We start from the raw sequence: 21819 nt of genomic DNA on the forward strand, positions 1-21819 counted from the left end.
GCCTCGGAAAGAGAGGTGGACGCGGTGGTGACTCCGAAGGCGCGCGCCGGCCGGGCCGCCGCGCTGCACCGCCGGGCCGAGGCCGCCGCGACGGCGGCGGCGGGCATCCTCGACGAGATCCGGCCCGCGCCGGCCGACCATCATCGGCAGTACGAACTGGCCGAGCGCCTGCGGGCGGCGGCAGAGCTGGCGGCGCCCGGTTGGGCCGGCGCGCCACTGGACGCGCTGACCGCGACGACTCCACCGGGTGACGGTCTGCCGCCGCTGGTCCGGGTCGGTACCGCGTCGCCGCTCGACGACGCCCGCTTCCCCGCGCTGGTGCCGCTGCTCGGCAGCGGCCATGTGAGCCTCGACGCCGACGCCTCGGACGCCCGGGTGGCCGGGCTGCTCCGCGCGCTGCTGCTGCGCGTCTTCGCTGCCACGCCGGCAGGGGCGCTGCTGGCCCGCGCGGTGGACGGCGGTTCCGGTGCGACGTTCGCCGGGTACGCGCCGCTCGCCGACGCCGGCCTGCTGCCCCCGCCCGCCACCGACCTCGCCGGGATGCGCGCGGTGCTGGCCGAGGCGGAGCAGTGGGTGGCCGCCGGGACGGCCCGGCAGCGCGGGCACGACCGAACGCTGCTGCTCGTGGTTGCGGCGCTGCCCGAGGGTACGACCACCGCCGACCTGGACCGGCTCGCCGGGCTGGCCGAGGGCGGGCCGCGCGCAGGGCTGCATCTGGTGCTCGCCGGCTGGCCGGACGGCAGCCCGCTGCCGCGCGCCACAGCGGTCACCGTTCGCACCGCGTACGCGCTGGTCGGTGACCCGCCCGGCGCCGGCTTCAGCAGTCCGGGCGCCGAGCCGCCGGGCGGGTTGAACTCGCCGGTGTTCCTCGACGAGGATCCACCCGCCGACCTGGTCGCCGCTGTTTGTGCGCGGTTGGCCCAGCAGATCGAGGACGGCTCCCGTCTCTCCCTTCGTGACCTGCTGCCTGCCGACGGCTTCTGGACGACCGGCTCGGCCGACGGGCTGAGCACAACTGTGGGTGACGCCGCCGGGCGTCCGGTCAGCCTGGGCTTCACCGAGCTGACGCCACACTGGCTGGTCAGCGGCCGAGGTCAGGCGGGGCGGTCGGCGTTCCTGACCGACGCGTTGTTCGGCCTCGCCGCCCGGTACGGCCCGGACGAGCTGGCGCTCTACCTGGCCGACCTGGCCGACGGCGAGTCGTTCGTGGAGTTCCTCCAGACCGAGCGGGACCGCTCCTGGGTGCCGCAGGTGCGTGCCGCCGGGATGGCCGCCGACCGGGAGTACGTGGCCGACCTGTTCGGTGAGCTGGAGGCGGAGCTGCGCCGCCGCGAGGAGGCGTCCCGGCGGGCCGGCGGGCAGCGCTACGCCGAGCTGCGCCAGCACCAGCCGCTGCCCCGGATCGTCTGCGTGGTCGACAACTTCCCGCTGGCGCTGCGCGAGCGGGACCGGCTCGCCGCCGACCTGCTGGCCCGGCTGGACGCGCTCGCCCGCGCCGGCCGGTCGTACGGGATCCACCTGGTGCTGGCCGGCGAGGGTGACCTGGGCATCGGCGGTCCGCGTGACCCGCTGCTCGGCCAGTTCCCGGTGCGGGTGGCGCTGCCCGGCGGCTCGGCGGTGCTGGAACCGGCGAACGACTCGGCGGCCGGGCTGCCGGTGGGCAGCGCTGTGGTGAACACGGCGGGTGGCCTGGGCGGTCCGCGCGGCGCGACCCGGGGGCACGAGCGGATGATCCGTTTCCCGGATCCGTACGAGGATCCCGAGGTCCTGTCCGACCTGCGGCGACGGCTCTGGGAGGCGCGGGGCGAGTCGGCGACACCGCCCGTGGTGTTCGCCGGGTACGCCCGCCCGCTGCTCGCCAACGACCCCCGGCACCGGGCCGCGCTGGCCGGGCGGACCCACGCGCCCGCCGCGTTGCTGGGCCGGGCGGTGGACGTGCGGCGGTCCACGGTGACGGTGCCGCTGGGGCCGGGCGCGGGGCGGAACCTGGCCGTCCTGGGCCGGGACGAGGAGGCTGAGCGCCTGCTGGTGACTGCGGTGCGCAGCGCGGCGGCAGCGCATCCGGGCTCGGCCCGGTTCGTGCTGGCGCCGCTGGCGAACGGGTCTGCCGAGCCGGCCGGGGTGCTCGCCGCCGAGCTGGCCGGACGGCACCGGGTGGAGACCGTCGACGCGGCCGGGCTGCGGACCGCGATGGAGTCGGACGAGCCGGGTTATCTCGTCGTGTTCGGGCTGGACGTGCCGGACGCCACCGAACTGCCGCCGGACCTGCTGCGGACGCTGCTGCTGGAGGGCCCGCCGGCCGGGCGGCACCTGCTCGGCTGGTGGCGGACACCGGCGCCGCTGGCCGGGCTGCTCGGTCCCGAGGGCGAGGTGGACAAGCTCACCGCCGTGGCGGTCACCGACGTGCCGGGCGGCCGGCTGGAGCAACTCTTCGACCGTCCGGTCTGGTGGCGGCCCCGCCCCTGTCGCGCGGTGCTCTGGGACGGCCCGGACGAGCAGGGCACCGTCTTCGTCCCGTTCGGCACGACCGAAGTGGCGACCGCGCGGGTCGAACCGGACCCGCGGGCGACGGAGCGCACCGGGGAGGGGGCCGCATGAGCGAGACCGGCACGACCGTACCGGGGCCCCGCGCGGGTGGCCCGACAACCGTGGCGGACCCCGCCGAGTCGGCCTGGGCGGAGTACGTCGCCGCCGCGCGGGCGCTCGACGGCGTACGCCGGGCGGCGGCCACCGCCGCCGGGGAGCAGGCGCGGTCGGTGGCTGCGGCCCGCGAGGAGCTGACAGCGGTACGGGAACGGCTGGCGCCGCAGCAGTCCCGGCTGCGTGAGCTGGGCGTACCGGCGATGTCGCTGGTCCCGACGCCGCCGGAGGTGACCGAGGCGGCCCGGTCGATGGCGGGCGGGCCGTCGGCGGTGCTGGCGGCGCTGCGCGCCGCCGGGGACTGGGCGAACGCGGCGGACGACACTCTGAGCGCGCGCGGCCTGCCGCGGCTGGCTAGGTGGCCGGCCCGTCCGCGCAACCTGCTCGTGTACGGGCCGCTGGCGCTCGTGGTGCCGCTGCTCCAGCTCGTGCTGTACGCGGTCGCCGGCCCGGGGCCGGTGACAGTGCTGGCGCTGCTCGTGGGGCTGCCGCTGCCGGCTGTCGCGTTCATGCTGGGCTGGCTCGCGGTGGGGCGCGTCTTCCGCCCGCGTCCGACCGATCGGGTGGACCGGACGCCCCGATTCGGCGCCCTGGTCTGCCTGGTCCCGGCGGTGCTCACCGCCGCCGGACTGCTGCTCGCCATGCTGCCCGACTGACGACGGCCGCGCCTCCGGGCGGGAGTACGCGGCCGTCGGTGCCGGTCGAGGGTCAGCGGGCCATGATCAGTGCCATCGCCTCGGCCCGCGACTTCGCGTCGTTCTGGAGGCCGCCGCGCACGGCGGACGTGATGGTCTTCGCGCCGGACTTCTGGATGCCGCGCATCGCCATGCACATGTGCTCGCACTCCAGCACCACGATCACGCCGCGCGGGGCGAGGCTGGACATCAGCAGGTCGGCGATCTGCGAGGTGAGCCGCTCCTGCACCTGCGGCCGGCGGGCGAACACCTCGACCAGCCGGGCCAGCTTCGACAGGCCGGTGATCCGGCCGTCCGGGCCGGGGATGTAGCCGATGTGCGCGCTGCCCCGGAACGGCAGCAGGTGGTGCTCGCAGAGGCTCATCACGTCGATGTCCCGGACGAGCACCAGTTCCTCGTGGTTGGCCTCGAACGTGGTGCGGAGCACCTGGGCCGGGTCGACCCGCAGGCCGGCGAAGAGTTCGGCGTACGCGCGGGCCACCCGGGCCGGCGTCTGCTGGAGGCCGTCGCGGTCCGGGTCCTCGCCGACCGCGATGAGTATCTCGCGGACCGCCTTCTCGATCCGGGCGAGGTCGACGCTGTCCTCCACCGGGCCGCCGGTGAGCTTGCCGCTGATCAGGCGTGCGGCCACGTAGTCGAGCGCGTCGTCCCCGTCGGGCTCGGTCGCGGAGACGGCCGACTCCCTGTGGTGGGAGCCGGCCGTCGTCGGATCGCTGTTCAGTGCGTACCGTCCGAGTTGTTGCTGGAACCACCGATCGAGGCGGCGGCGTCGGCGCGGGCCTGTGCGGCCAGCGCCTCCTTCTCGGCCGGGGTGAGCACCGGCGGCTCGGTGGAGGGCTGACGCTTGCCGAAGCCGTGGTACGGGGCCATCGGCGGGCGCTTGACCACACGCGCACAGATGCGGGCCATGTCGGCGGTGGAGAGGGTCTCCTTCTCCATCAGCTCCAGGACCATGTTGTCCAGGACGTCCCGGTATTCCACCAGGATCTCCCAGGCCTCGTCGTGGGCCAGCTCGATCAGCGCACGCATTTCGCCGTCGATCTCGGCCGCCACCGCGTCGGAGTAGTCCCGCTCGTGGCCCATGTTGCGGCCGAGGAACGGCTCGTCGCCGCTGGTGCCGTACTTGATCGCACCGAGCTTGGAGCTCATGCCGTACTGCGTGATCATCGCGCGGGCCAGCTGCGTGGCCTTCTCGATGTCGTTGCCGGCACCGGTGGTCGGCTCGTGGAAGACCAGCTCCTCGGCCGCCCGGCCGCCCAGCGCGTACGCCAGGGTGTCGATCATCTCAGCCCGGGTCTGGGTGTACTTGTCCTCAGTGGGGAGCACGAGCGTGTGACCCAGCGAGCGACCCCGGGACAGGATGGTCACCTTGTGCACCGGCGCGGCGTGCGGCAGCGCCCAGGCGACCAGCGCGTGCCCACCCTCGTGGTACGCGGTGATCTTCTTCTCCTGGTCGCTCATCACCCGGGTCCGGCGCTGCGGGCCGGCGATCACCCGGTCGATCGACTCCTCCAGGGAGTCGTTGGTGATCGCCCGCTGCTCCTTACGAGCGGTGAGCAGCGCGGCCTCGTTGATCACGTTGGCCAGGTCGGCGCCGCTGAAACCCGGGGTACGCCGGGCGACCGCGTCGAGGTCGACGTCGGGCGTGAACGGCTTGCCCTTGGCGTGCACCCGCAGGATGGCCTTGCGGCCCTCCATGTCGGGGGCGTCGACCGGGATCTGCCTGTCGAACCGGCCCGGGCGCAGCAGCGCCGGGTCGAGGATGTCCGGCCGGTTGGTGGCGGCGATCAGGATGACCCCGCCCTTGGTGTCGAAGCCGTCCATCTCGACAAGCAGCTGGTTGAGCGTCTGCTCCCGCTCGTCGTGACCGCCGCCCATACCGGCGCCGCGGTGGCGGCCGACGGCGTCGATCTCGTCCACGAAGACGATCGCCGGAGCGTTCGACTTGGCCTGCTCGAACAGGTCGCGGACGCGGCTGGCGCCGACACCGACGAACATCTCGACGAAGTCGGAGCCGGAAATGGAGTAGAAGGGCACCCCGGCCTCGCCGGCGACCGCGCGGGCCAGCAGCGTCTTGCCGGTACCGGGCGGGCCGAACAGCAGCACGCCCTTCGGGATCTTGGCGCCCAGGGCCTGGTATTTCGCCGGGTTCTGCAGGAAGTCCTTGATCTCGTGCAGTTCCTCGACGGCCTCGTCCGCACCCGCGACGTCAGCGAAGGTGGTCTTCGGCGTGTCCTTGGTGATCATCTTCGCCTTGGACTTGCCGAAGTTGAGCACCCGGGAACCGCCACCCTGCATCTGCGACATGAAGAACAGCAGCAGGAGCACGAGCAGCGCGATGGGAAGCAGGTTGACCAGCAGGCTGACCCAGATGCTGTCCGACGACACCTTGGTGTCGACCGGGCCGGTGATGCGGTCCGCCGCCTCGGCCTCGCGTACCTGGTTCCAGACCTGGCCGCCGACCTCGTACGGGAACTGCGCCTCGATCTTGTCAGTGGTGGTGTCGCCGTCGAACTTGGCCTTGTCCTTCAGGTCGAGCTGGAGCGTCTGCTCCTTGTCCTGGAAGACGACCTTCTCGATGCCACCCTTGTTGAGCTGGTCGAGCGCGACGGACGTGTCCACCCGGTGGTAGCTGGGACCAGCGGTGAACAGTTGACTGAGCACAACGGCGCCGAGGATGACCAGGATGATCCAGACCACCGGTCGGCGGAAGAAACGCGTACGTTCCATGCTGTAGTCGGGTGCCGAGGCGCCCGCATCCTCCTGATCGACGTCCTGACCGTCTGAATGGTGTCGCCGCCTTGAGCGGCGGCCGGGGCCGCCGTGCGGGCCGGCCCGACCCCCGGGGCACGCAAACTGCCGCACCACGGTCATTCGACGGTACACCGTGCGCGCGAGGAGTGAGCTTGCGAGCCCCGCAGTCGCGCACATTCGGAACCTCGGCGCGCGCGACGAGTGAGCTTGCGAGCCCGGCACTTACGCGTAGGGCGAACCCGGGTCTGAGCCGGCGTGGCGGGGAGCTCCCACCCGGCCCGCCCACACCGCACGGTCACGCGGTTCGAGGGGCCGGGCGTGGAGGGTGCCTCCACGTCACCGGCTCCTACCGTAGACCGGAAGACTGAGAGCCCGCTGAATGTCAGCTGACGAAGGGCTCGGCAGAGCCTCAGGCCCGCGCGTACACCTCGGGCTTGAGCACCCCGACGTAGGGCACCTCGCGGTACCGCTCGCCGAAGTCGAGCCCGTAGCCCACGACGAACTCGGTGGGGATGTCGAACCCGACGTACTTGACCGGGACCTGCACCTTGACCGCGTCCGGCTTGCGGAACAGCGCGACCACCTCGACGCTCGCCGCGGAGCGCGACTCCAGGTAGCGCAGCAGCCAGGACAGCGTCAGACCGGAGTCGACGATGTCCTCGACGACCACCACGTGGCGGCCGGCGATGTCCCGGTCCAGGTCCTTGAGGATGCGGACCACGCCGGACGAGGTGGTGCCCTGGCCGTAGGACGAGACGGCCATGAACTCCAGTTCGGCGGGCGGACCCTGGCGGCCCAGCGCGCGGGCGAAGTCGGCCATGAACATGACCGCTCCCTTGAGCACACACACGAGCAGCAGGCCGTCCTCGACGTGGGCGTAGTCCGCCGAGACCTGCTTGGCCAGCTCCGCGGTCTTGTCGCGGATCTGCGCCTCCGAGATGATCACGTGGTCGATGTCGGCGTCGTACCAGGAGCCGTCAGCCATGCTCCTAGCCTGCCGTACGCCCCCGCGCCGCCGTCGGCGGGGCCGCCCCTTTTGGCGCGGTCCCGCCGGGGATTTTCGGCGCGAACTGAATAAATCACCTCAGCAGGTACGGGAGCGCCAGCGTTGCCCGTCGTCGCTCGGCTTCCAGTCGGCCGAGTCGCGGGTGTCGGCGGTGAACCCGAGGGCGCTGGCGCCGACGAGGAGGAGCAGGAAGAGCAGGAGCAGCAGAACGGTCATGGCGGCGCTCACTTTCGCATGGTTGAGACTGTTTTCGCCGCCGGTGCGCACCGGACACCATTGATTCTGCGGCCCACCGACCGATCCGGACAGTGGCAGGAATGTCACCGGGCATCGATTTCCTGCCAGATGTCGGGTTACCCTCGTCACATGCTCCGCTCGGTCGCCGTCATCGTCATGGACCAGGTCGCCGCGTTCGAACTCGGCGTGCTCGCGGAGGTCTTCGGCACCGACCGCACCGCCGACGGCTTTCCCGAATACCGGTTCGACGTGTGCACCGCCGACGGCAGCGCGGTCCGCAGCCGGTCCGGGTTCCTGCTCACCCCCACCGCCGACCTGGGTGCGGTCGAGGACGCCGATCTGGTGGCGGTGCCCGCGCACGCCGACGGCACCCCGGTACCCGAACCGGTGCTCGCCGCGCTGCGCCGCGCCGCCGACCGGGGCGCCTGGCTGCTCAGCGTCTGCGCCGGCGCGTTCGTCCTCGGCGAGGCGGGCGTGCTCGACGGGCGCGACTGCACCACCCACTGGCGGTACACCGACGAGTTGCAGCGGCGCTTCCCGGCCGCCCGGGTCCAGTGCGATTCGCTCTACGTGCAGGACGACCGCCTGCTCACCAGCGCCGGCACCGCCGCCGGCATCGACGCCTGCCTGCATCTGGTACGCCAGGAGCACGGCTCCGCGGTGGCGACCCGGCTGGCCCGCCGGATGGTCGTCCCGCCGCACCGCGACGGCGGCCAGTCGCAGTACGTCGAGGCGCCGATCCCCAAGGCGCCCGAGGCGGCCACCCTGGAACCGGTGCTGGAGTGGCTGATGGGACACCTGCGCCGGCAGGTGACTGTGGACGAACTCGCGGCACGCGCCGGCATGGCCCCGCGGACGTTCGCCCGCCGGTTCCGCGCCGAGACCGGCACCACCCCGCACGACTGGGTGACCAACCAGCGGGTGCTGCTGGCCCGGCACCTGCTGGAGGACACCACGCTCAGCGTGGAGGGCGTGGCCGAGCAGGCCGGCTTCGGCGACGCGGCGGCCCTGCGGCACCACTTCACCCGCCGGGTGGGCACCACCCCGCTGGCCTACCGCACGACTTTCCGAGACCGCCAGACCACCTGACCCCCCACCCCCACCCCCACCCCCGCCCCGCCCGGGTCTGCCCCGTCGATCATGAAGTTGACCGCAATTTGCGCCCGTTTTCTCCCCGTCAACCTCATGATCGACGCCCCCGGGCGCACCCCTGGAGCGGTGATCAAGGAGTTTGCGGGCTCGAGAGGGGCGGATCGGGACCAGAAGTCCTTGATCAACGGGGCGGGGATGAGTGGGCGGGCGGAGGCGGAGGGTGCGCGGGTCAGGGCAGGAGTTGGCCTGCGTGGCGGCGTACCTGGTGGTTGCCGGGTAGGTGCACCGGGCCCTGTCCGTGCCAGGCCGTGACCAGGGCGTCCAGCGCCGCCACGTGACTGTGGGACAGCGCGGCCGGCGTCGCGCCCAGCTCACGGGCCCAGGCGTGCAGCACCCGGGTACGGACGGCGGCCGGCAACTCGGCGAGTCCGGCTACGGACAGCCCACCGTCAGCGGTCCGGACGTCGGCGAGCGCGGCGTCGGCGAGCGCGGCGAGTGCGGCGTTGTCGGCCGCGAGCAGCCCGGCGGTACGGGCCAGGTTCGCCACCACCCCCGGCCCGAGCGCGTCGACGAGTGCCGGCAGCGCGTCGGACCGGACCCGCGCCCGGGCGTACGCGGGGTCGGCGTTATGCGGGTCCGCCCACGGGTCGAGCCCGAGCGCGGCGCAGGCGGCCCGGGTGTCGGCGCGCGTGACGTCGAGCAGCGGGCGGAGCAGGGATACCCCGTCGACGTCGCGCCGCTCCGGCATCCCGGACAGCCCGCGCGGTCCGGCGCCCCGGGCCAGCGCCAGCAGGACGGTCTCGGCCTGGTCGTCGCGCGTGTGCCCGAGCAGCACCCCGGCTACGTCGTAGCGGCGGGCTGCCGCGATCAGCGCCTCGTACCGGGCCTCGCGGGCGGCCGCCTCGGGTCCGCCGGGCCGGCCGTCCACCCGTACCGGAAGCACCTCGACCGGGTCGAGCCCTTCGGCGCGGGCCCAGCCGGCGACCGCCTCCGCCCGGTCGGCGGACCCGGCTTGCAGGCCGTGGTCGACCGTCACCAGGCCGGCCTGCCGCCCGAGCCGGGGGGCCACGAACGCGGTGGCGGCGGCGAGCGCGAGCGAGTCGGCCCCGCCGGAACAGGCCACCAGCACCGGGCCGGCGCCGGACAGACCCGTCAGCATCCGGCGGACCGCGAGCCGCACCGCGGCAACGGCGGGAGCGGGCGACGGCGAGCGGCGCGACCGAACGCCGGAATCAGCCCGGCCCGCGGAAGAAGCCGAACCGAGCGGACCAACGGAATCAGCCGGACCGGCCGGATCAGCCGAGCCGGCGGGACCGCCCGGCACGACCGGGCCGGCCGGATCAGCCGACGGGCGGGGTGGCACCGGCGGGACCGTGTACGCGGGACACCCAGGCGTCCGGGTCGCCCAACTCGTCGAGGCGGGGCAGCGTCAGCGGGGACGAGAAGATCTTGTTGAAGCCCGCCATCCCCACCCGGTCGACGACGCCGTGCACGAACTTGCGGCCCTCGGCGTACTGGCGCATCTTGACCTCGATGCCGAGCAACCGCCGGATCGCCTTCTCCAGCGGGTTGCCGGACTCGCGGCGCCGGTTGAACGCCGCCCGGATCGACTCGACGCTGGGGATGACCTGCGGGCCGACGCCGTCCATGACGAACTCGGCGTGGCCCTCCAGCAGCGTCATCAGCGCGGTCAGCCGGTCCAGCACGGCGCGCTGGGCCGGGGTCTGCACGATGTCCAGCACGCTGGCCCGGCTCTCCGGGTCCTTCACCGCGTCGGAGAGCGTGGCGACACCCCGGCGGAGCCGCTCCAGCAGGTGCTCGCCGCCCTGGGAGGCGTCCACGAACGCCTGCACCTCGCCGAGGAAGTACGCGCGCATCCACGGCACGGCGGTGAACTGGGTGCGGTGGGTGACCTCGTGCAGGCACACCCAGAGCCGGAAGTCGCGCGAGTCGGCACCGAGCTTCCGCTCGACCTCGAGGATGTTCGGCGCCACCAGCAGCAGCTGGCCGGGGTCCCCGGCGAAGACCTCGTACTGGCCGAGCACGCGGCCGGAGAGGTACGCCAGCACGGTGCCGGCCTGCACACCTGTCACCCGGGAGCCGATCGCCTCGGTGAGCGCGCCCGGCCGCTTGTCGCCGGAGAGGCGCTCGACCAGCGGGGAGACCACCTCACGCAGCCCGGCGATGTTCGCCGCCGCCCAGTCCCGGCGGTCGACCACGCGTACCGGCGGGTGCGCGACCTGCGCGCGCAGGCCGGTGTAGTCGGCGACGTGACCGGCCGCCTCGTCGGTCAGCCGGCGCAGGTCGCCGACCACGTCGGTGGCCTCGGCGTACGACACCCGGGGGCCCGACTTGCTCAGCGCCCCCGCTGTCGCGGCGGCCAGATCCCAGTCCACGAACTGCGCCATGAACCCACCGTACCCGCGCCGGAACACCCCTACCCGGGCTCGCGCCGACCGATCGACGCCCGTCGGTCAGCGGCAGCCGCACCCGGCCAGCGCGGAACTGATCCGGTCCAGCGCCGCCCGGGTGTCGTCCAGCGAGCCCTGCGTCCGGTCGGTGAGCACGGCGAACGTGAGCAGCCGGCCGTCGGCGGTGGTCACCGTGCCGGCGATCGCGTTGACGCCGCTCAGCGTGCCGGTCTTGGCCCGGACGACGCCCGCTCCGGCGCGGGTCGCCGCCGCCCGGTAGCGCTCGTCGAGCGTGCCGGACCAGCCGCCGACCGGCAGTCCGCCGAAGATCGCCGCGAGTTCGGGGTGGCTGCCGTTGCCGGCGAGCGTGATCAGGTCGGTGAGCAGCGAGGGGCTGATCCGGTTGGTGCGGGACAGCCCGCTGCCGTCGGCCAGGCTGATCTCACCGGCCGGCAGGCCCAGCTCGCCGAGCACCTGGTCGGTCGCGGCCGCGCCGCCGACGAACGAGCCGGGCTTGCCCTTGGCGAGCGCCACCTGGCGGGCCATCGCCTCGGCGATCACGTTGTCGCTGTCGCTGATCATGATGTCGACCAGCCGGATCATCGGCAGGGACTCGACAGTGCCCAGCTCGGCGCCGGGGGCCGTACCCGTGGCGCCGGAGGCGGCCGGCGCGGTGCCCCGGGTGACCTGGGCGGCGCCGCCGGTCAGGCCGAGCAGCTTGGCGAACTGGCGGCCGGCGGTCAGGTCGGGCTGCGGCACCCGCTCGGCGGCGTGGTTCGTCTGCTCGGCGGTGCGCCGCGCCTCCGCCGGGTTCTTCCGGGCGCCGTCGGTCATCAGCGCGGTGATCGCCGCGCCGAAGCCGCCGGTGGGGATGTCGGAGTCCCAGCCGGGCTCGAAGACGGGGCCGCTGAACAGCGACGAGTCGACGATCACCTTGGTCGGGGCGGTGCCGCCGAGCGCGTCGCGCACCTGGGCGGCGAGGTCGTCCAGCCGGGCCGCGCCCGGGTAGAAGCCGTTCTTGTCCACGGCGAGCGTGGGGTCACCGCCGCCGACCAGGACCACCTCGCCCGGGTTGGCGCCGGCCACGGCCCGGGTCGGGATCCGGTAGGCGGGACCGCGCGCCGCGAGCACCGCCACCCCGGTCGCCAGCTTGGTCACCGAGGCGGGCACGGTGGGTGTGTCCTGGCCGCTGCCGTAGAGCCCCTGGCCGGTGCTCACGTCGGCCACCGAAACGTGCACCCGGTCGCCGAGCGCGGCAGCGCGGACCAGCGGGTCCAGGGCGGCGCGGATGCCGGCCTCGGTGGGCAGCGGGGCGTTGCCGTCCGGCCCGGCCAGCACGGCCGGCGGGGAGGGCTCGGGCGGCGCGGCGACCGCCGTACCCGTGCTGTCGTCGTCGCCCAGCCACCCGGCGACCGGGCCGGGGCGCAGCACGGCGAGCCCGGCCACCGCCAGGGCCAGCACGAGCACGCAGGCGAGCGCCGCGACGAGCCGCAGGCGACGTCGCGGCCGGCCCGGGGGCGGCCCGGAGGGTACGGGCGGCGCGGCGCCGACCGGCGGGACCGGCGGGCTGACCGGGATCGAGTCCGGCGCGCCGGGCCGGTTCAGCGCAGCCGTGGGATCGTGCGGCGGCCCGACACGGGCCGAGCCGCTCGCCGGGCCGGAGCCGTGATGCAGCGGGCCGGGGCCGTGGTGCGGCGGGCCGACGCGGGCGGACCCGGCCGGAGAGGGACGATGAGGGACGTTGGCCCCCGGGACGGACACCCGTCCGGTGGCCCCGCCGGAACCGGAACCGGCGGACCCGCGCCCGTCAACCCTCTCGGGGCGGTAGTGTGAATCTTCCCTCCCCACGGCCCCCTCCTCCCCGCTCGAAATCACCTTGGGCGACACTACTTCGGTCCGAACACTATGCGGCGGCCGGAGCCGACGGGGGGCGTTCACCCCGCGCCGGGGGTGAGCCGCTGGTTTCCGTTAGCCAGCGTGGGCAAACGAGGGAGCGTGGAAGATGGATTTCGACGTCACGGTTGAGATCCCCAAGGGTCACCGGAACAAGTACGAGGTAGACCACGCGACCGGCCGCATCCGGCTGGACCGCACCCTCTTCACCTCCACGCAGTACCCGGCCGACTACGGGTTCATCGAGGGCACCCTGGGCGAGGACGGCGACCCGCTGGACGCGCTGGTGCTGGTGCCGGAGCCGACGTTCCCGGGCTGCCTGATCCGCTGCCGCACCATCGGCATGTTCCGGATGACGGACGAGAAGGGCGGCGACGACAAGGTCCTCTGCGTGCCCTACGAGGACCCGCGTCAGGAGCACCTGCGCGACATCCACCACCTGGGCGAGTTCGACCGGCTGGAGATCCAGCACTTCTTCGAGGTCTACAAGGACCTGGAGCCGGGCAAGTCGGTCGAGGGCGCGACCTGGGTGGGCCGGGTCGAGGCCGAGGCGGAGATCGCCGCGTCGTACCGGCGTGCCAAGGAGGCCGAGGAGCGCGGCGAGACGCTGCACTGACGCTGACACCTGCCGGGGGCCCGGGTCGCGCTTCGCGACCCGGGCCTCCGCGTGTTCAGGCGAGCAGGTCGCGGGCCCGGTCGTAGAGGCCGAGCACCGCGCAGGCCACCGGCACGACCGCGACCACCAGCGCGGTGTCGGTCAGGTCGGCGAGCCGGCCGAGGTACGGGGAGACCGGCCGCCGGGCGTACGTGGCCCCGGCGGTGACCGCCGTCAGGGCCAGGGCCAGCCCGCCCACAGTCAGCGCGAGCCGGGCACCCGGACCGGCCCGGTCGGCCAGCACCACGCCGAGCAGCGCGAACCCGGTCAACCCGGCGACGATCGCGGGCACCCGGTGCCGTACCGCCACGAACAGGCGGGAGCGCAGCAGCAGCACCCCGCAGGCGACGGCGGCGAGCAGCAGCCCGGCGGTCCGGCCGACGGAGACGAGCACCGCGACCGCGCCGACGGCGAGCACCGCGTGGCCGAGCAGCATCCCGGTGAGCACCTCCTCGGCGCGCGCCACCGCCGCGTGCACCCGGCCCCGGTCCGGCAGGTCCCGGGTGCCGGCCGGGCTGGGCAGGGTGAGCGGCGGCAGCGGCAGCTTGCCGACCCGGATGGCCAGCAGCGGCAGCCCGCCGAGCGCGAACACCAGCACGGCGAGCAGGACAGCGGCGGTGCCGTCCGGGTCGAGCAGCAGCCCGCCGAGCGCTGCCGCCACGCCCGCCAGGCCGACTGTCACCCCGGCCACGAAGACGCGGGACCGGCTGGCCACGCCGAGCAGGCCGAGCACCGCCACCAGCAGCAGCGCCACCGAGCCGACCAGCAGTTCGGGGGCGCCCACCCAGCGCAGGCCGGGGATCGGGCCGACCGGATCGCCGGAGGCGACCGCGAGCGCACCGGCCACCGCGGCCCAGGGCAGCGCGTACCCGCCGAGCGTGGCGCCGACCGGGCCGTCGCCGTACGCCCGGGACGCCGCGGTGGCGGTGAGCACCAGGATCAGGGCGACCGCCGCGGCGACCGGCCAGCCGCGCGCGCCCGGCCCGGCCGCGACCACGGCGACCAGGCCGACGGCCAGGGGTACGGCGGCACCGGCGAGCGCCGCGGCCCGGGTGGCCCGGCCGGACCAGGCGGCACCCCGGCGCCGGGCGCCGTCCACTATCGCCTCGACCACGTCGTCGTACTCCAACTCGGGCCACTGCGCGCGAGCCGGCACCAGGTGCAGGACCTCGCCGTCGCGCACGCCCTGCGGCAGCAGCGCCTGGGCGGTGGTGAGCACCGCCCCGTCGGTCCGGCGCAGCACCCACCCGCCGTGCCGTTCCCCGTCGTCGGCCAGTCCCTCCCCGGCGTGCCGGAGCACCTCGGGCAGCAGCTCGGCCAGGGGCACCTGCTCCGGTAGGGCCACGTCGACCCGCCGCCTGGGCGCGCTGATCGTGACCCGGGCGAGCCCGCTTGTCATCGAGGCATCTCCATATCGGGCGGAGGGAGTGGGCTGACGGACGAGAGGACTTTACCTACGATGAGCCAGGCTCGGGTTACCCAGAGCCACTTCCGGGGAGGGTGAGTGTCCACTGTCGTCATCAAGCGGCCGCCACGCCGCCCGGCACCGGAGATCCCGGTCGGTGAGCTGCCCGTCGAGGCGCCGCCGGAGATCCCCGCCGCTGCGGGCGGGCGCTGGCAGCAGGCGCTGATGGTGCTGCCGATGCTCGGCGGGACGGTGGCCATGGCGATGATGTTCGGCCGCGGCGGCGGTGCCTACTCGTACGTGGTGGGCGGCATGTTCGGCCTCTCCTCGCTGGCGATGCTGGTGACCACCTGGGGCAGCGCCGGGCCGAAGAAGTCCGAGCTGATGGCCGCCCGCCGGGAATACCTGCGCCACCTGGCCACGCTCCGGCGCCGGGTGCGGGAGACGGCCGGGGCCCAGCGGGCCGGGCTGTCCTACCGCCATCCCGAGCCGGGGCGGCTCTGGTCGACAGTCGACAGTCACCGGGTCTGGGAGCGCCGGCCGGCCGACCCGGACTTCGCGGTGGTCCGGGTCGGTGTGGGCCCGCAGACGCTCGCCACCCCGCTGGTCCCGCCGGTCACCCGCCCGCTGGAGGAACTGGAGCCGATGACGGCCGGGGCGCTGCGGCGCTTCCTGGACGCGTACTCGGTGGTGCCGGACCTGCCGGTGGCGCTGTCGCTGCGCAGTTTCGCCCGGGTCTTCGTGCGCGGCCCGGCCGGCCAGGTACGCGGCGCCGGCTCGCCCGCCGGGCAGGCGCTGGCCCGGGCGGTGCTCACCCAGCTCGCCGTCTTCCACGCGCCGGACGAGCTACTGATCGCGGTCTGCGCCGGGCCGGAACGCCGCAGCGCCTGGGAGTGGGTGAAGTGGCTGCCGCACGCCCACCATCCGGCGCGCACCGACGCGCTGGGCCCGGTGCGGCTGGTCACCAGCTCCGCCGCCGACCTGGAACGGCTGCTCGACGACGTACTCGGCGCCCGGTCCCGGTTCAGCCCGCACGGCACCGCGACCGACGGGCCGCACGTCGTGGTGGTGCTCGACGGCGGTGACCTGACCGGCGCGACCGACCTGGCCGGTGACGGCGGCATCGACGCCGTCACCGTGCTCGACCTGGACACTCCGCCGCCCCGGCTGCTCGACCGGTACGCGCTCCTGCTCGACCTGGTCGACGGCCGGCTGCACTCGCACTCCGCGGAGGGGCACGCCGAGGTGGGTGCCGCCGACGCGCTGGCGCCCGCCGACGCGGAGGCGGTGGCCCGGCGGCTCGCGCCGCTACGGCTGGCCGGCACGGTACGCGGACCGGATGCGCCGCCCGGCACCGAGCTGGGCCTGCCCGAGCTACTGGGTCTGGGCGACCCGGAGAGCTTCACCGCCGAGCAGGGCTGGGCGCCCCGGGCCGCGCGGGACCGGCTGCGGGTGCCGATCGGGGTGGGCGCCGACGGCGGGGCGATCGACCTGGATCTGAAGGAGTCGGCGCAGGACGGCATGGGCCCGCACGGCCTGTTGATCGGCGCGACCGGCTCGGGCAAGTCGGAGCTGCTGCGCACACTGGTGCTCGGGCTGGCCGCCACGCACAGCTCGGAGCAGCTCAACTTCGTGCTCGTCGACTTCAAGGGCGGCGCCACGTTCGCGTCGTTCGAGCGGCTGCCGCACACCGCCGCCGTGATCACCAACCTGGCCGACGCGCTGCCGCTCGTGGACCGGATGGTGGACGCGATAAACGGGGAGCTGATGCGCCGGCAGGAGTTGCTGCGCCGGGCCGGCAACTTCGCGAGCGTGCGCGACTACGAGCGGGCCCGGGCGGCCGGATCCCCGCTGGCCCCGCTGCCGTCGCTGCTGCTGATCTGCGACGAGTTCTCCGAGCTGCTGTCCGCCAAGCCCGACTTCATCGACCTGTTCGTGCAGATCGGCCGGCTGGGCCGGTCGCTGGGTGTGCACCTGCTGCTGGCGAGCCAGCGGCTGGAGGAGGGACGGCTGCGCGGGCTGGACACGCACCTGTCGTACCGGATCGGGTTGCGGACGTTCTCGGCGCTGGAGTCCCGGACTGTGCTGGGCGTGCCGGACGCGCACGAGCTGCCGCGCAGTCCGGGGCACGGCTACCTGCGCTCGGGCACCGACCCGCTGGTCCGGTTCCGGGCCGCGTACGTCTCCGGGGCGGTCCGCCGGCGCGGCGGGGCGGCGGGCGCGTCCGGCGCCGGCGAGGCACGGGTGCTCGCGTTCTCCACCCACCTGGTCCCGGTGCCCGAGCCGCCCGCGCCCGTCGCCCCGCCCGCCGAGGACGACAGCGGCGAGACGCTGCTGGACCTGCTCGTGGACCGGCTGGCCGGGCAGGGCCCGCCCGCGCACCAGGTGTGGCTGCCGCCGCTGGACGCCTCGCCCGCCCTGGACGAGCTGCTCGGCCCGGTCGGCGCCGCCCCGGTACGCGGGCTCACTGTCGCGAATCCGGAGCTGCACGGGGCGCTGCAGGTGCCGGTGGCGGTGGTCGACAAGCCGTTCGAGCAGCGGCGCGACCTGCTCTGGCTGGCGCTGGACGGCGCGGCCGGGCACGTCGCGGTGGTCGGCACCACCCGCAGTGGCCGGTCCAGTCTGCTGCGCACCCTGGTCTGCGCGCTCGCACTCACCCACACCCCGGCCGAGGTGCAGGTCTACTGCCTCGACTTCGGCAGCGGGACGCTCGGCACGCTGCGCGACCTGCCGCACGTGGGCGGTGTCAGCGGGCGCACCGACGGCACCGCGGTGCGCCGTACCGTCGGCGAGGTCGCCGGTCTGCTGGCCGAACGGGAGCGGCGTTTCGCCGAGGCCGGTGTGGAGTCGATGGCCGCGTGGCGACGGCGGCGGGCGGCGGGCGCGCCGGACCCGTTCGGGGACGTGTTCCTGGTGGTCGACGGCTGGAACACGCTGCGCGGCGAGTACGAGGACCTGGAACCCCTGGTCACCGAGCTCGCCACCCGGGGCCTGGCGTACGGGGTGCACGTGGTGGCGAGCGCGCTGCGCTGGTCGGACTTCCGCCCGGCGATCCGCGACCTGTTCGGCTCCCGGCTGGAGTTGCGTCTCGGCGACCCGGCCGACTCGGTGGTGGTCAAGCGCGCGCTGGCGGCCACCGTGCCGGAGGAGCGGCCGGGCCGCGGCATCACCGCCGGCGGCCTGCACTTCCTCACCGCCGAGCCGCGCGTCGAGGCGCTCGGCGCGGAGACCGCCGACCTGGTCAAGGCGGTAGCCGGCGCGTGGAGCGGTCCGCCCGCGCCCCAGGTACGGCTGCTCCCGCCGGTGCTGCCGTACGCCGAGCTGGACCAGAGCGCGACGAGCGGGCCGGCGTTCCCGATCGGCGTGGCCGAGGCGGACCTGTCCCAGGTGGTGCTGGACTTCGCGACCGAGCCGAACTTCCTGGTCTTCGGCGACGCCGAGTGCGGCAAGTCGTCGTTCCTGCGGGCGCTCGCCACCTCGATCGTCAACCGGTTCACCCCGGAGCAGGCCCGGGTGATGCTCGTGGACTACCGGCGCAGCCTGATGGGCGTGATCGAGACGCCGCACCTGATCGGGTACGGCACCGCCGCGCCGCACACCGCCGAGCTGATCGAGTCGGCCGCCGGTTATCTCCAGGGGCGGCAGCCGGGGCCGGAGGTGACACCGGCACAGTTGCGCAGCCGGTCGTGGTGGACGGGACCGGAGCTGTTCGTGCTCGTGGACGACTACGACCTGGTGGCGGGCGGGCCGACGAACCCGTTGCGGGCGCTGGAGGACCACCTGCCGCACGCGCGGGACGTCGGGCTGCACCTGGTGCTGGCGCGGCGCACCGGCGGCGCCGGGCGGACCGCGTACGAGCCGATCGTGCAGCGGCTGCGCGAGCTGTCCACGGCCGGGCTGGTGATGTCGGGCGGGCCGGAGGAGGGCACGCTCGTCGGCCAGGTGAAGGCCGGGCCGCTGCCGCCGGGGCGGGCGCGTCTGGTCACCCGCCGGGAGGGGGTGCGCCTGGTGCAGCTGGCGTATCTCCCGCCCGGGTGATCAGGCTGGCCGAGTTGCCCCGTGACGGCCGGGGCAACCGGTAATCTCCGTGCAGCATGTGTCTGACGCGACCGAACGGCTGGGGAATGTGACAGGGGATCGGCAGGGACTGCCCGGTGGGCCGCCCCGGCGTCTCGCCGGACGCGCGCTGCTCGCCGCCGCCTCGGCACTGGTCACCGTGGCCGGTCCGCTGGCACCGTCGGCACACGCCGCGCCCGCCGCCTCGACCGCCGTGGCGCGGCCCTGGTCGGCCCCCGACCGTCCGCTGCGCACCGACCAGGTACGCGACGAGCAGTGGCAGCTGGAGGAGCTGCGGGCGAAGACCGCGTGGCGCACGTCGACCGGGCGCGGCGTGGTGGTCGCCGTGATCGACTCCGGTGTGGACGGCTCTCACCCCGACCTGGCCGGGCAGGTGCTGCCCGGCCTGGATCTGGTGACGCCGGACGGCTCGGACGGCGCGGACCCGGTGGGGCACGGCACCACTGTGGCGGGGCTGATCGCCGGGCGGTCCGACGACGACCGGGGCGTGGTGGGGCTCGCGCCGGACGCCAAGATCCTCCCGGTCCGGGTCCTCGACGCCGAGAACCGCTACGACGACGCGCTGATCATCGCCAAGGCGGTGCGCTGGGCGGTGGACAACGGCGCCCAGGTGGTCAACCTGTCGCTCGGCGGCAGCAGCGACAACCCGGCCCTGGCCGCGGCGCTCGACTACGCGTTCGCCCGGGACGTGGTGGTGGTCGCCTGCACCGGCAACCTGGCCACCTCGACGACCACCGAGGTCTGGTACCCGGCCCGGGAACCGGGCGTGCTCGCGGTCACCGGGCTGGAGCGGACCAGCGAGAACCTCTGGTCCGGCTCGATCACGGGTCACGAGACGGTGCTCAGCGCCCCGGCCACCGGGCTCTACGGCGCCCGCCCGGAGGGCTACTGGCGGGTGCAGGGGACGAGCTTCGCCGCGCCGCTCGTCGCCGCGACGGCGGCCCTGGTCCGCTCGCGGTATCCGAAGATGTCGGCCGGGGACGTGGTCAACCGGCTGATCAGCACCGCCCGGGATCTGGGCCCGACCGGGCGGGACGACCGGTTCGGCTACGGCCTGGTCGACCCGGTGGCCGCGCTCACCGGTGACGTGCCGCCGGTGGTCCACAACCCGCTCGACGACAACGCCTCCCCCGGCGTGGTGGGCTTCGGGCCGGCACCCGGCGACGGACCGGACACCCGGGCCGCTGCGGCGGGCCGCGGCGGCGACCCACTCGGGCGTACGGCGGAGGGCTGGACCGCCCGGCCGGCCGGGCAGACGGACGTCTCCGCCCCGGAGCGGCTCTGGACCGGCCTGGCCCTGTTCGTCGCGCTCGTCACCGGCACCGCGCTGATGGTTCGCCGGTTCCGGCAGACCCGGCGCTGAACCGGTCTGATCCCGCCCCTGGGTGGGTAGGGGAAGCCCCATGGACACCACCGAGGCGACGATCACGCACCGGTCGTGGCGGCACCGCCGCCTCGACCGCGATCACTCGCTGGGGCTGCGGCTCACCCTGACAGTGGTGGCGGCGTTCCTGGTGCTGGTGCCGTTCGCGCTGATCGCGCTGCTGGTGCTCGGCGCCTGGCCGCCCCTGCTGCGGCTGGACGCCTCGATCACCGACGCGTTCCACGGGTACGCGCAGGACCATCCCGCCTGGGTGGCGGTGATGACGGTCTGGACGCACGTGTTCGGGCCCGGCCCGCTGCGGGTGGCAGCGGTAGTGGTGGTGGTCTGGCTGGTCCGGCGCGGCGCGCCCCGGCTCGCGGTCTGGGTGGTGGTCACCGTGGTCGCCGGCGGCCTGCTCGGCGCGCTGCTCAAGCTGCTCGTCGGCCGGGACCGGCCGGATCTGCTCGACCCGGTGGCCCGGGCCGCCGGCTACTCCTTCCCGTCCGGCCATGCGCTCAACGCCACGCTCGCCGCGGGTGTGCTGCTGCTGGTGTTCCTGCCGTTCGTGCGGGACAGCCGCCCGGGCCGGATCGCGCTGTGGACCGCCGCCCTGCTGGTGACGGTGGTGACCGGGATCAGCCGGATCGCGCTCGGCGTGCACTGGACCAGCGACGTGGTGGGCGGCTGGGTGCTCGGGACCGCCGTGGTGGCCGCGACAGCGGCGGCGTTCGCCACCTGGCGCAGCGGGTCCGGACGGCCGTCCGCGCGTCCGCTGCGCGAGGGGGTCGAGCCGGAGCTGGCCGACCAGCGGCCGGAGTGCGGCCGGGCGTAGCCGGGCCCGCATCGGGGTATAGGCGAGCCCATGTCCGATGTCGTGATCCGAGTCACCCGGCGCGTCCTGCTGCCGCTGGCCCTGCTCTTCGCGCTGATGGTGGGCCTGGGCCTGCTGGTGACCCGGGTACTGGCGCACACCTGGCCGTTCACCGTGGAGGACACGGTGAACCGGGAGCTGGCCGGCGACCGGACGCCGGGGTGGAACGACGTCTCGCTGGTGTTCAGCACGCTCGCCAGCACCCAGATGATCGTCGTGGTCACCGTGCTGGCGGCGCTGGTGTTGCGGCTGGTGCTGCACCGCTGGCGGGAGCCGCTTTTCCTGTGCGCGGCGGTGACCGCGCAGGCGCTGATCTTCCTGTTCACCACGATGGTCATCGACCGGAACCGCCCGGCCGTTGCGCACATGGACGCCTCGCCGCCCACGTCCAGCTTCCCGTCCGGGCACACCTCGGCGGCCACGGCGCTCTACGTCGGCCTCGCGGTGCTGCTGGCGCTGCGGGCGCGCAGCACCCCGGCCAAGATCGGCTGGTGGACGCTGCTGGTGCTGGTGCCGATCGGCGTGGCCCTCACCCGGATGTATCGGGGCATGCACCACCCCAGCGACGTGGTCGCCTCGTTCCTCAACGGCGGCGTCTGCGTGGCGATCATGGCCCGGGCGGTCCTCGACCGCACGCTCACCTGGGGCCGCGCCCATCTGCCGCTGTCCCGCTCCGGTGACGAGGCGACACCGGCGGGAGCGTCCGCGGGCGGCTGAGCG

General features: G+C 74.5%; 16 protein-coding genes. 8 read left to right on the plus strand and 8 right to left on the minus strand.

Annotated elements, in window-relative coordinates; translation table 11 throughout:
* Positions 1 to 15 precede the first annotated feature (15 nt).
* Positions 16 to 2598 carry an FtsK/SpoIIIE domain-containing protein gene (locus IRY44_RS20940; RefSeq protein ID WP_194802010.1) on the plus strand — a complete coding sequence of 861 codons (2583 nt, stop codon included), beginning with the start codon at positions 16 to 18 and terminating at the stop codon, positions 2596 to 2598.
* A complete protein-coding gene (locus IRY44_RS20945) occupies positions 2595 to 3296 on the plus strand; it encodes a hypothetical protein (RefSeq protein WP_194801960.1) in 702 nt (233 codons plus the stop codon). The genes IRY44_RS20940 and IRY44_RS20945 overlap by 4 nt, the downstream gene beginning before the upstream one ends.
* Positions 3297 to 3348: 52 nt before the next feature.
* Here IRY44_RS20945 and folE read toward each other — a convergent pair whose 3' ends face one another.
* From folE to IRY44_RS20965, 4 genes are all read right to left on the minus strand, one after another.
* Positions 3349 to 3966: a GTP cyclohydrolase I FolE gene (gene folE / locus IRY44_RS20950; protein WP_013288986.1), complete on the minus strand. Its 618-nt coding sequence runs from the start codon at positions 3964 to 3966 to the stop codon at positions 3349 to 3351.
* 86 nt (positions 3967 to 4052) lie between these two features.
* Positions 4053 to 6065, minus strand: a complete 2013-nt coding sequence (gene ftsH / locus IRY44_RS20955; protein ID WP_135242355.1) for an ATP-dependent zinc metalloprotease FtsH — start codon at positions 6063 to 6065, stop codon at positions 4053 to 4055.
* A gap of 433 nt (positions 6066 to 6498) precedes the next feature.
* Positions 6499 to 7074, minus strand: a complete 576-nt coding sequence (hpt, locus tag IRY44_RS20960) for a hypoxanthine phosphoribosyltransferase (protein ID WP_013288988.1) — start codon at positions 7072 to 7074, stop codon at positions 6499 to 6501.
* A gap of 99 nt (positions 7075 to 7173) precedes the next feature.
* Positions 7174 to 7323, minus strand: a complete 150-nt coding sequence (locus IRY44_RS20965) for a hypothetical protein (RefSeq protein ID WP_194802014.1) — start codon at positions 7321 to 7323, stop codon at positions 7174 to 7176.
* A 138-nt stretch (positions 7324 to 7461) separates the two neighbouring features.
* Between IRY44_RS20965 and IRY44_RS20970 the strand changes: the two genes are divergently transcribed.
* Complete coding sequence (locus IRY44_RS20970; RefSeq protein ID WP_194801961.1) at positions 7462 to 8421, plus strand: GlxA family transcriptional regulator; 960 nt, start codon at positions 7462 to 7464, stop codon at positions 8419 to 8421.
* A gap of 232 nt (positions 8422 to 8653) precedes the next feature.
* On the opposite strand, the gene tilS is transcribed toward IRY44_RS20970, so the two are convergent.
* The 3 genes from tilS to dacB form a co-directional block, all read right to left on the minus strand.
* The gene (gene tilS / locus IRY44_RS20975; protein ID WP_194801962.1) at positions 8654 to 9583 is read right to left on the minus strand and encodes a tRNA lysidine(34) synthetase TilS; all 930 of its coding nucleotides are present in this window, start codon (positions 9581 to 9583) and stop codon (positions 8654 to 8656) included.
* 181 nt (positions 9584 to 9764) lie between these two features.
* Positions 9765 to 10832, minus strand: a complete 1068-nt coding sequence (locus IRY44_RS20980; RefSeq protein WP_091426057.1) for a zinc-dependent metalloprotease — start codon at positions 10830 to 10832, stop codon at positions 9765 to 9767.
* Between the two features lie 66 nt (positions 10833 to 10898).
* Complete coding sequence (gene dacB / locus IRY44_RS20985) at positions 10899 to 12413, minus strand: D-alanyl-D-alanine carboxypeptidase/D-alanyl-D-alanine-endopeptidase (protein ID WP_370584983.1); 1515 nt, start codon at positions 12411 to 12413, stop codon at positions 10899 to 10901.
* 424 nt (positions 12414 to 12837) lie between these two features.
* Here dacB and IRY44_RS20990 point away from each other — a divergent pair, with 424 nt between their 5' ends.
* The gene (locus IRY44_RS20990; RefSeq protein WP_013288994.1) at positions 12838 to 13344 is read left to right on the plus strand and encodes an inorganic diphosphatase; all 507 of its coding nucleotides are present in this window, start codon (positions 12838 to 12840) and stop codon (positions 13342 to 13344) included.
* Positions 13345 to 13399: 55 nt separating this feature from the next.
* Here IRY44_RS20990 and eccD read toward each other — a convergent pair whose 3' ends face one another.
* Positions 13400 to 14782, minus strand: a complete 1383-nt coding sequence (eccD, locus tag IRY44_RS20995) for a type VII secretion integral membrane protein EccD (RefSeq protein WP_194801963.1) — start codon at positions 14780 to 14782, stop codon at positions 13400 to 13402.
* Positions 14783 to 14887: 105 nt separating this feature from the next.
* Between eccD and eccCa the strand changes: the two genes are divergently transcribed.
* The 4 genes from eccCa to IRY44_RS21015 all read left to right on the plus strand — a co-directional run bounded on the left by eccCa (position 14888) and on the right by IRY44_RS21015 (position 21816).
* Complete coding sequence (gene eccCa / locus IRY44_RS21000) at positions 14888 to 18826, plus strand: type VII secretion protein EccCa (RefSeq protein WP_194801964.1); 3939 nt, start codon at positions 14888 to 14890, stop codon at positions 18824 to 18826.
* A gap of 88 nt (positions 18827 to 18914) precedes the next feature.
* Positions 18915 to 20228 (plus strand): type VII secretion-associated serine protease mycosin, encoded by a 1314-nt coding sequence (mycP, locus tag IRY44_RS21005; RefSeq protein WP_194801965.1) that lies wholly within the window; start codon positions 18915 to 18917, stop codon positions 20226 to 20228.
* 40 nt (positions 20229 to 20268) lie between these two features.
* Complete coding sequence (locus tag IRY44_RS21010) at positions 20269 to 21060, plus strand: phosphatase PAP2 family protein (protein WP_194801966.1); 792 nt, start codon at positions 20269 to 20271, stop codon at positions 21058 to 21060.
* A gap of 30 nt (positions 21061 to 21090) precedes the next feature.
* Positions 21091 to 21816 (plus strand): phosphatase PAP2 family protein, encoded by a 726-nt coding sequence (locus tag IRY44_RS21015; protein ID WP_194801967.1) that lies wholly within the window; start codon positions 21091 to 21093, stop codon positions 21814 to 21816.
* The last annotated feature ends 3 nt before the right edge of the window (positions 21817 to 21819 follow it).

This window comes from Micromonospora sp. ANENR4 (assembly GCF_015354395.1).
In the GTDB taxonomy this organism is placed as follows: Bacteria; Actinomycetota; Actinomycetes; order Mycobacteriales; family Micromonosporaceae; genus Micromonospora; species Micromonospora aurantiaca.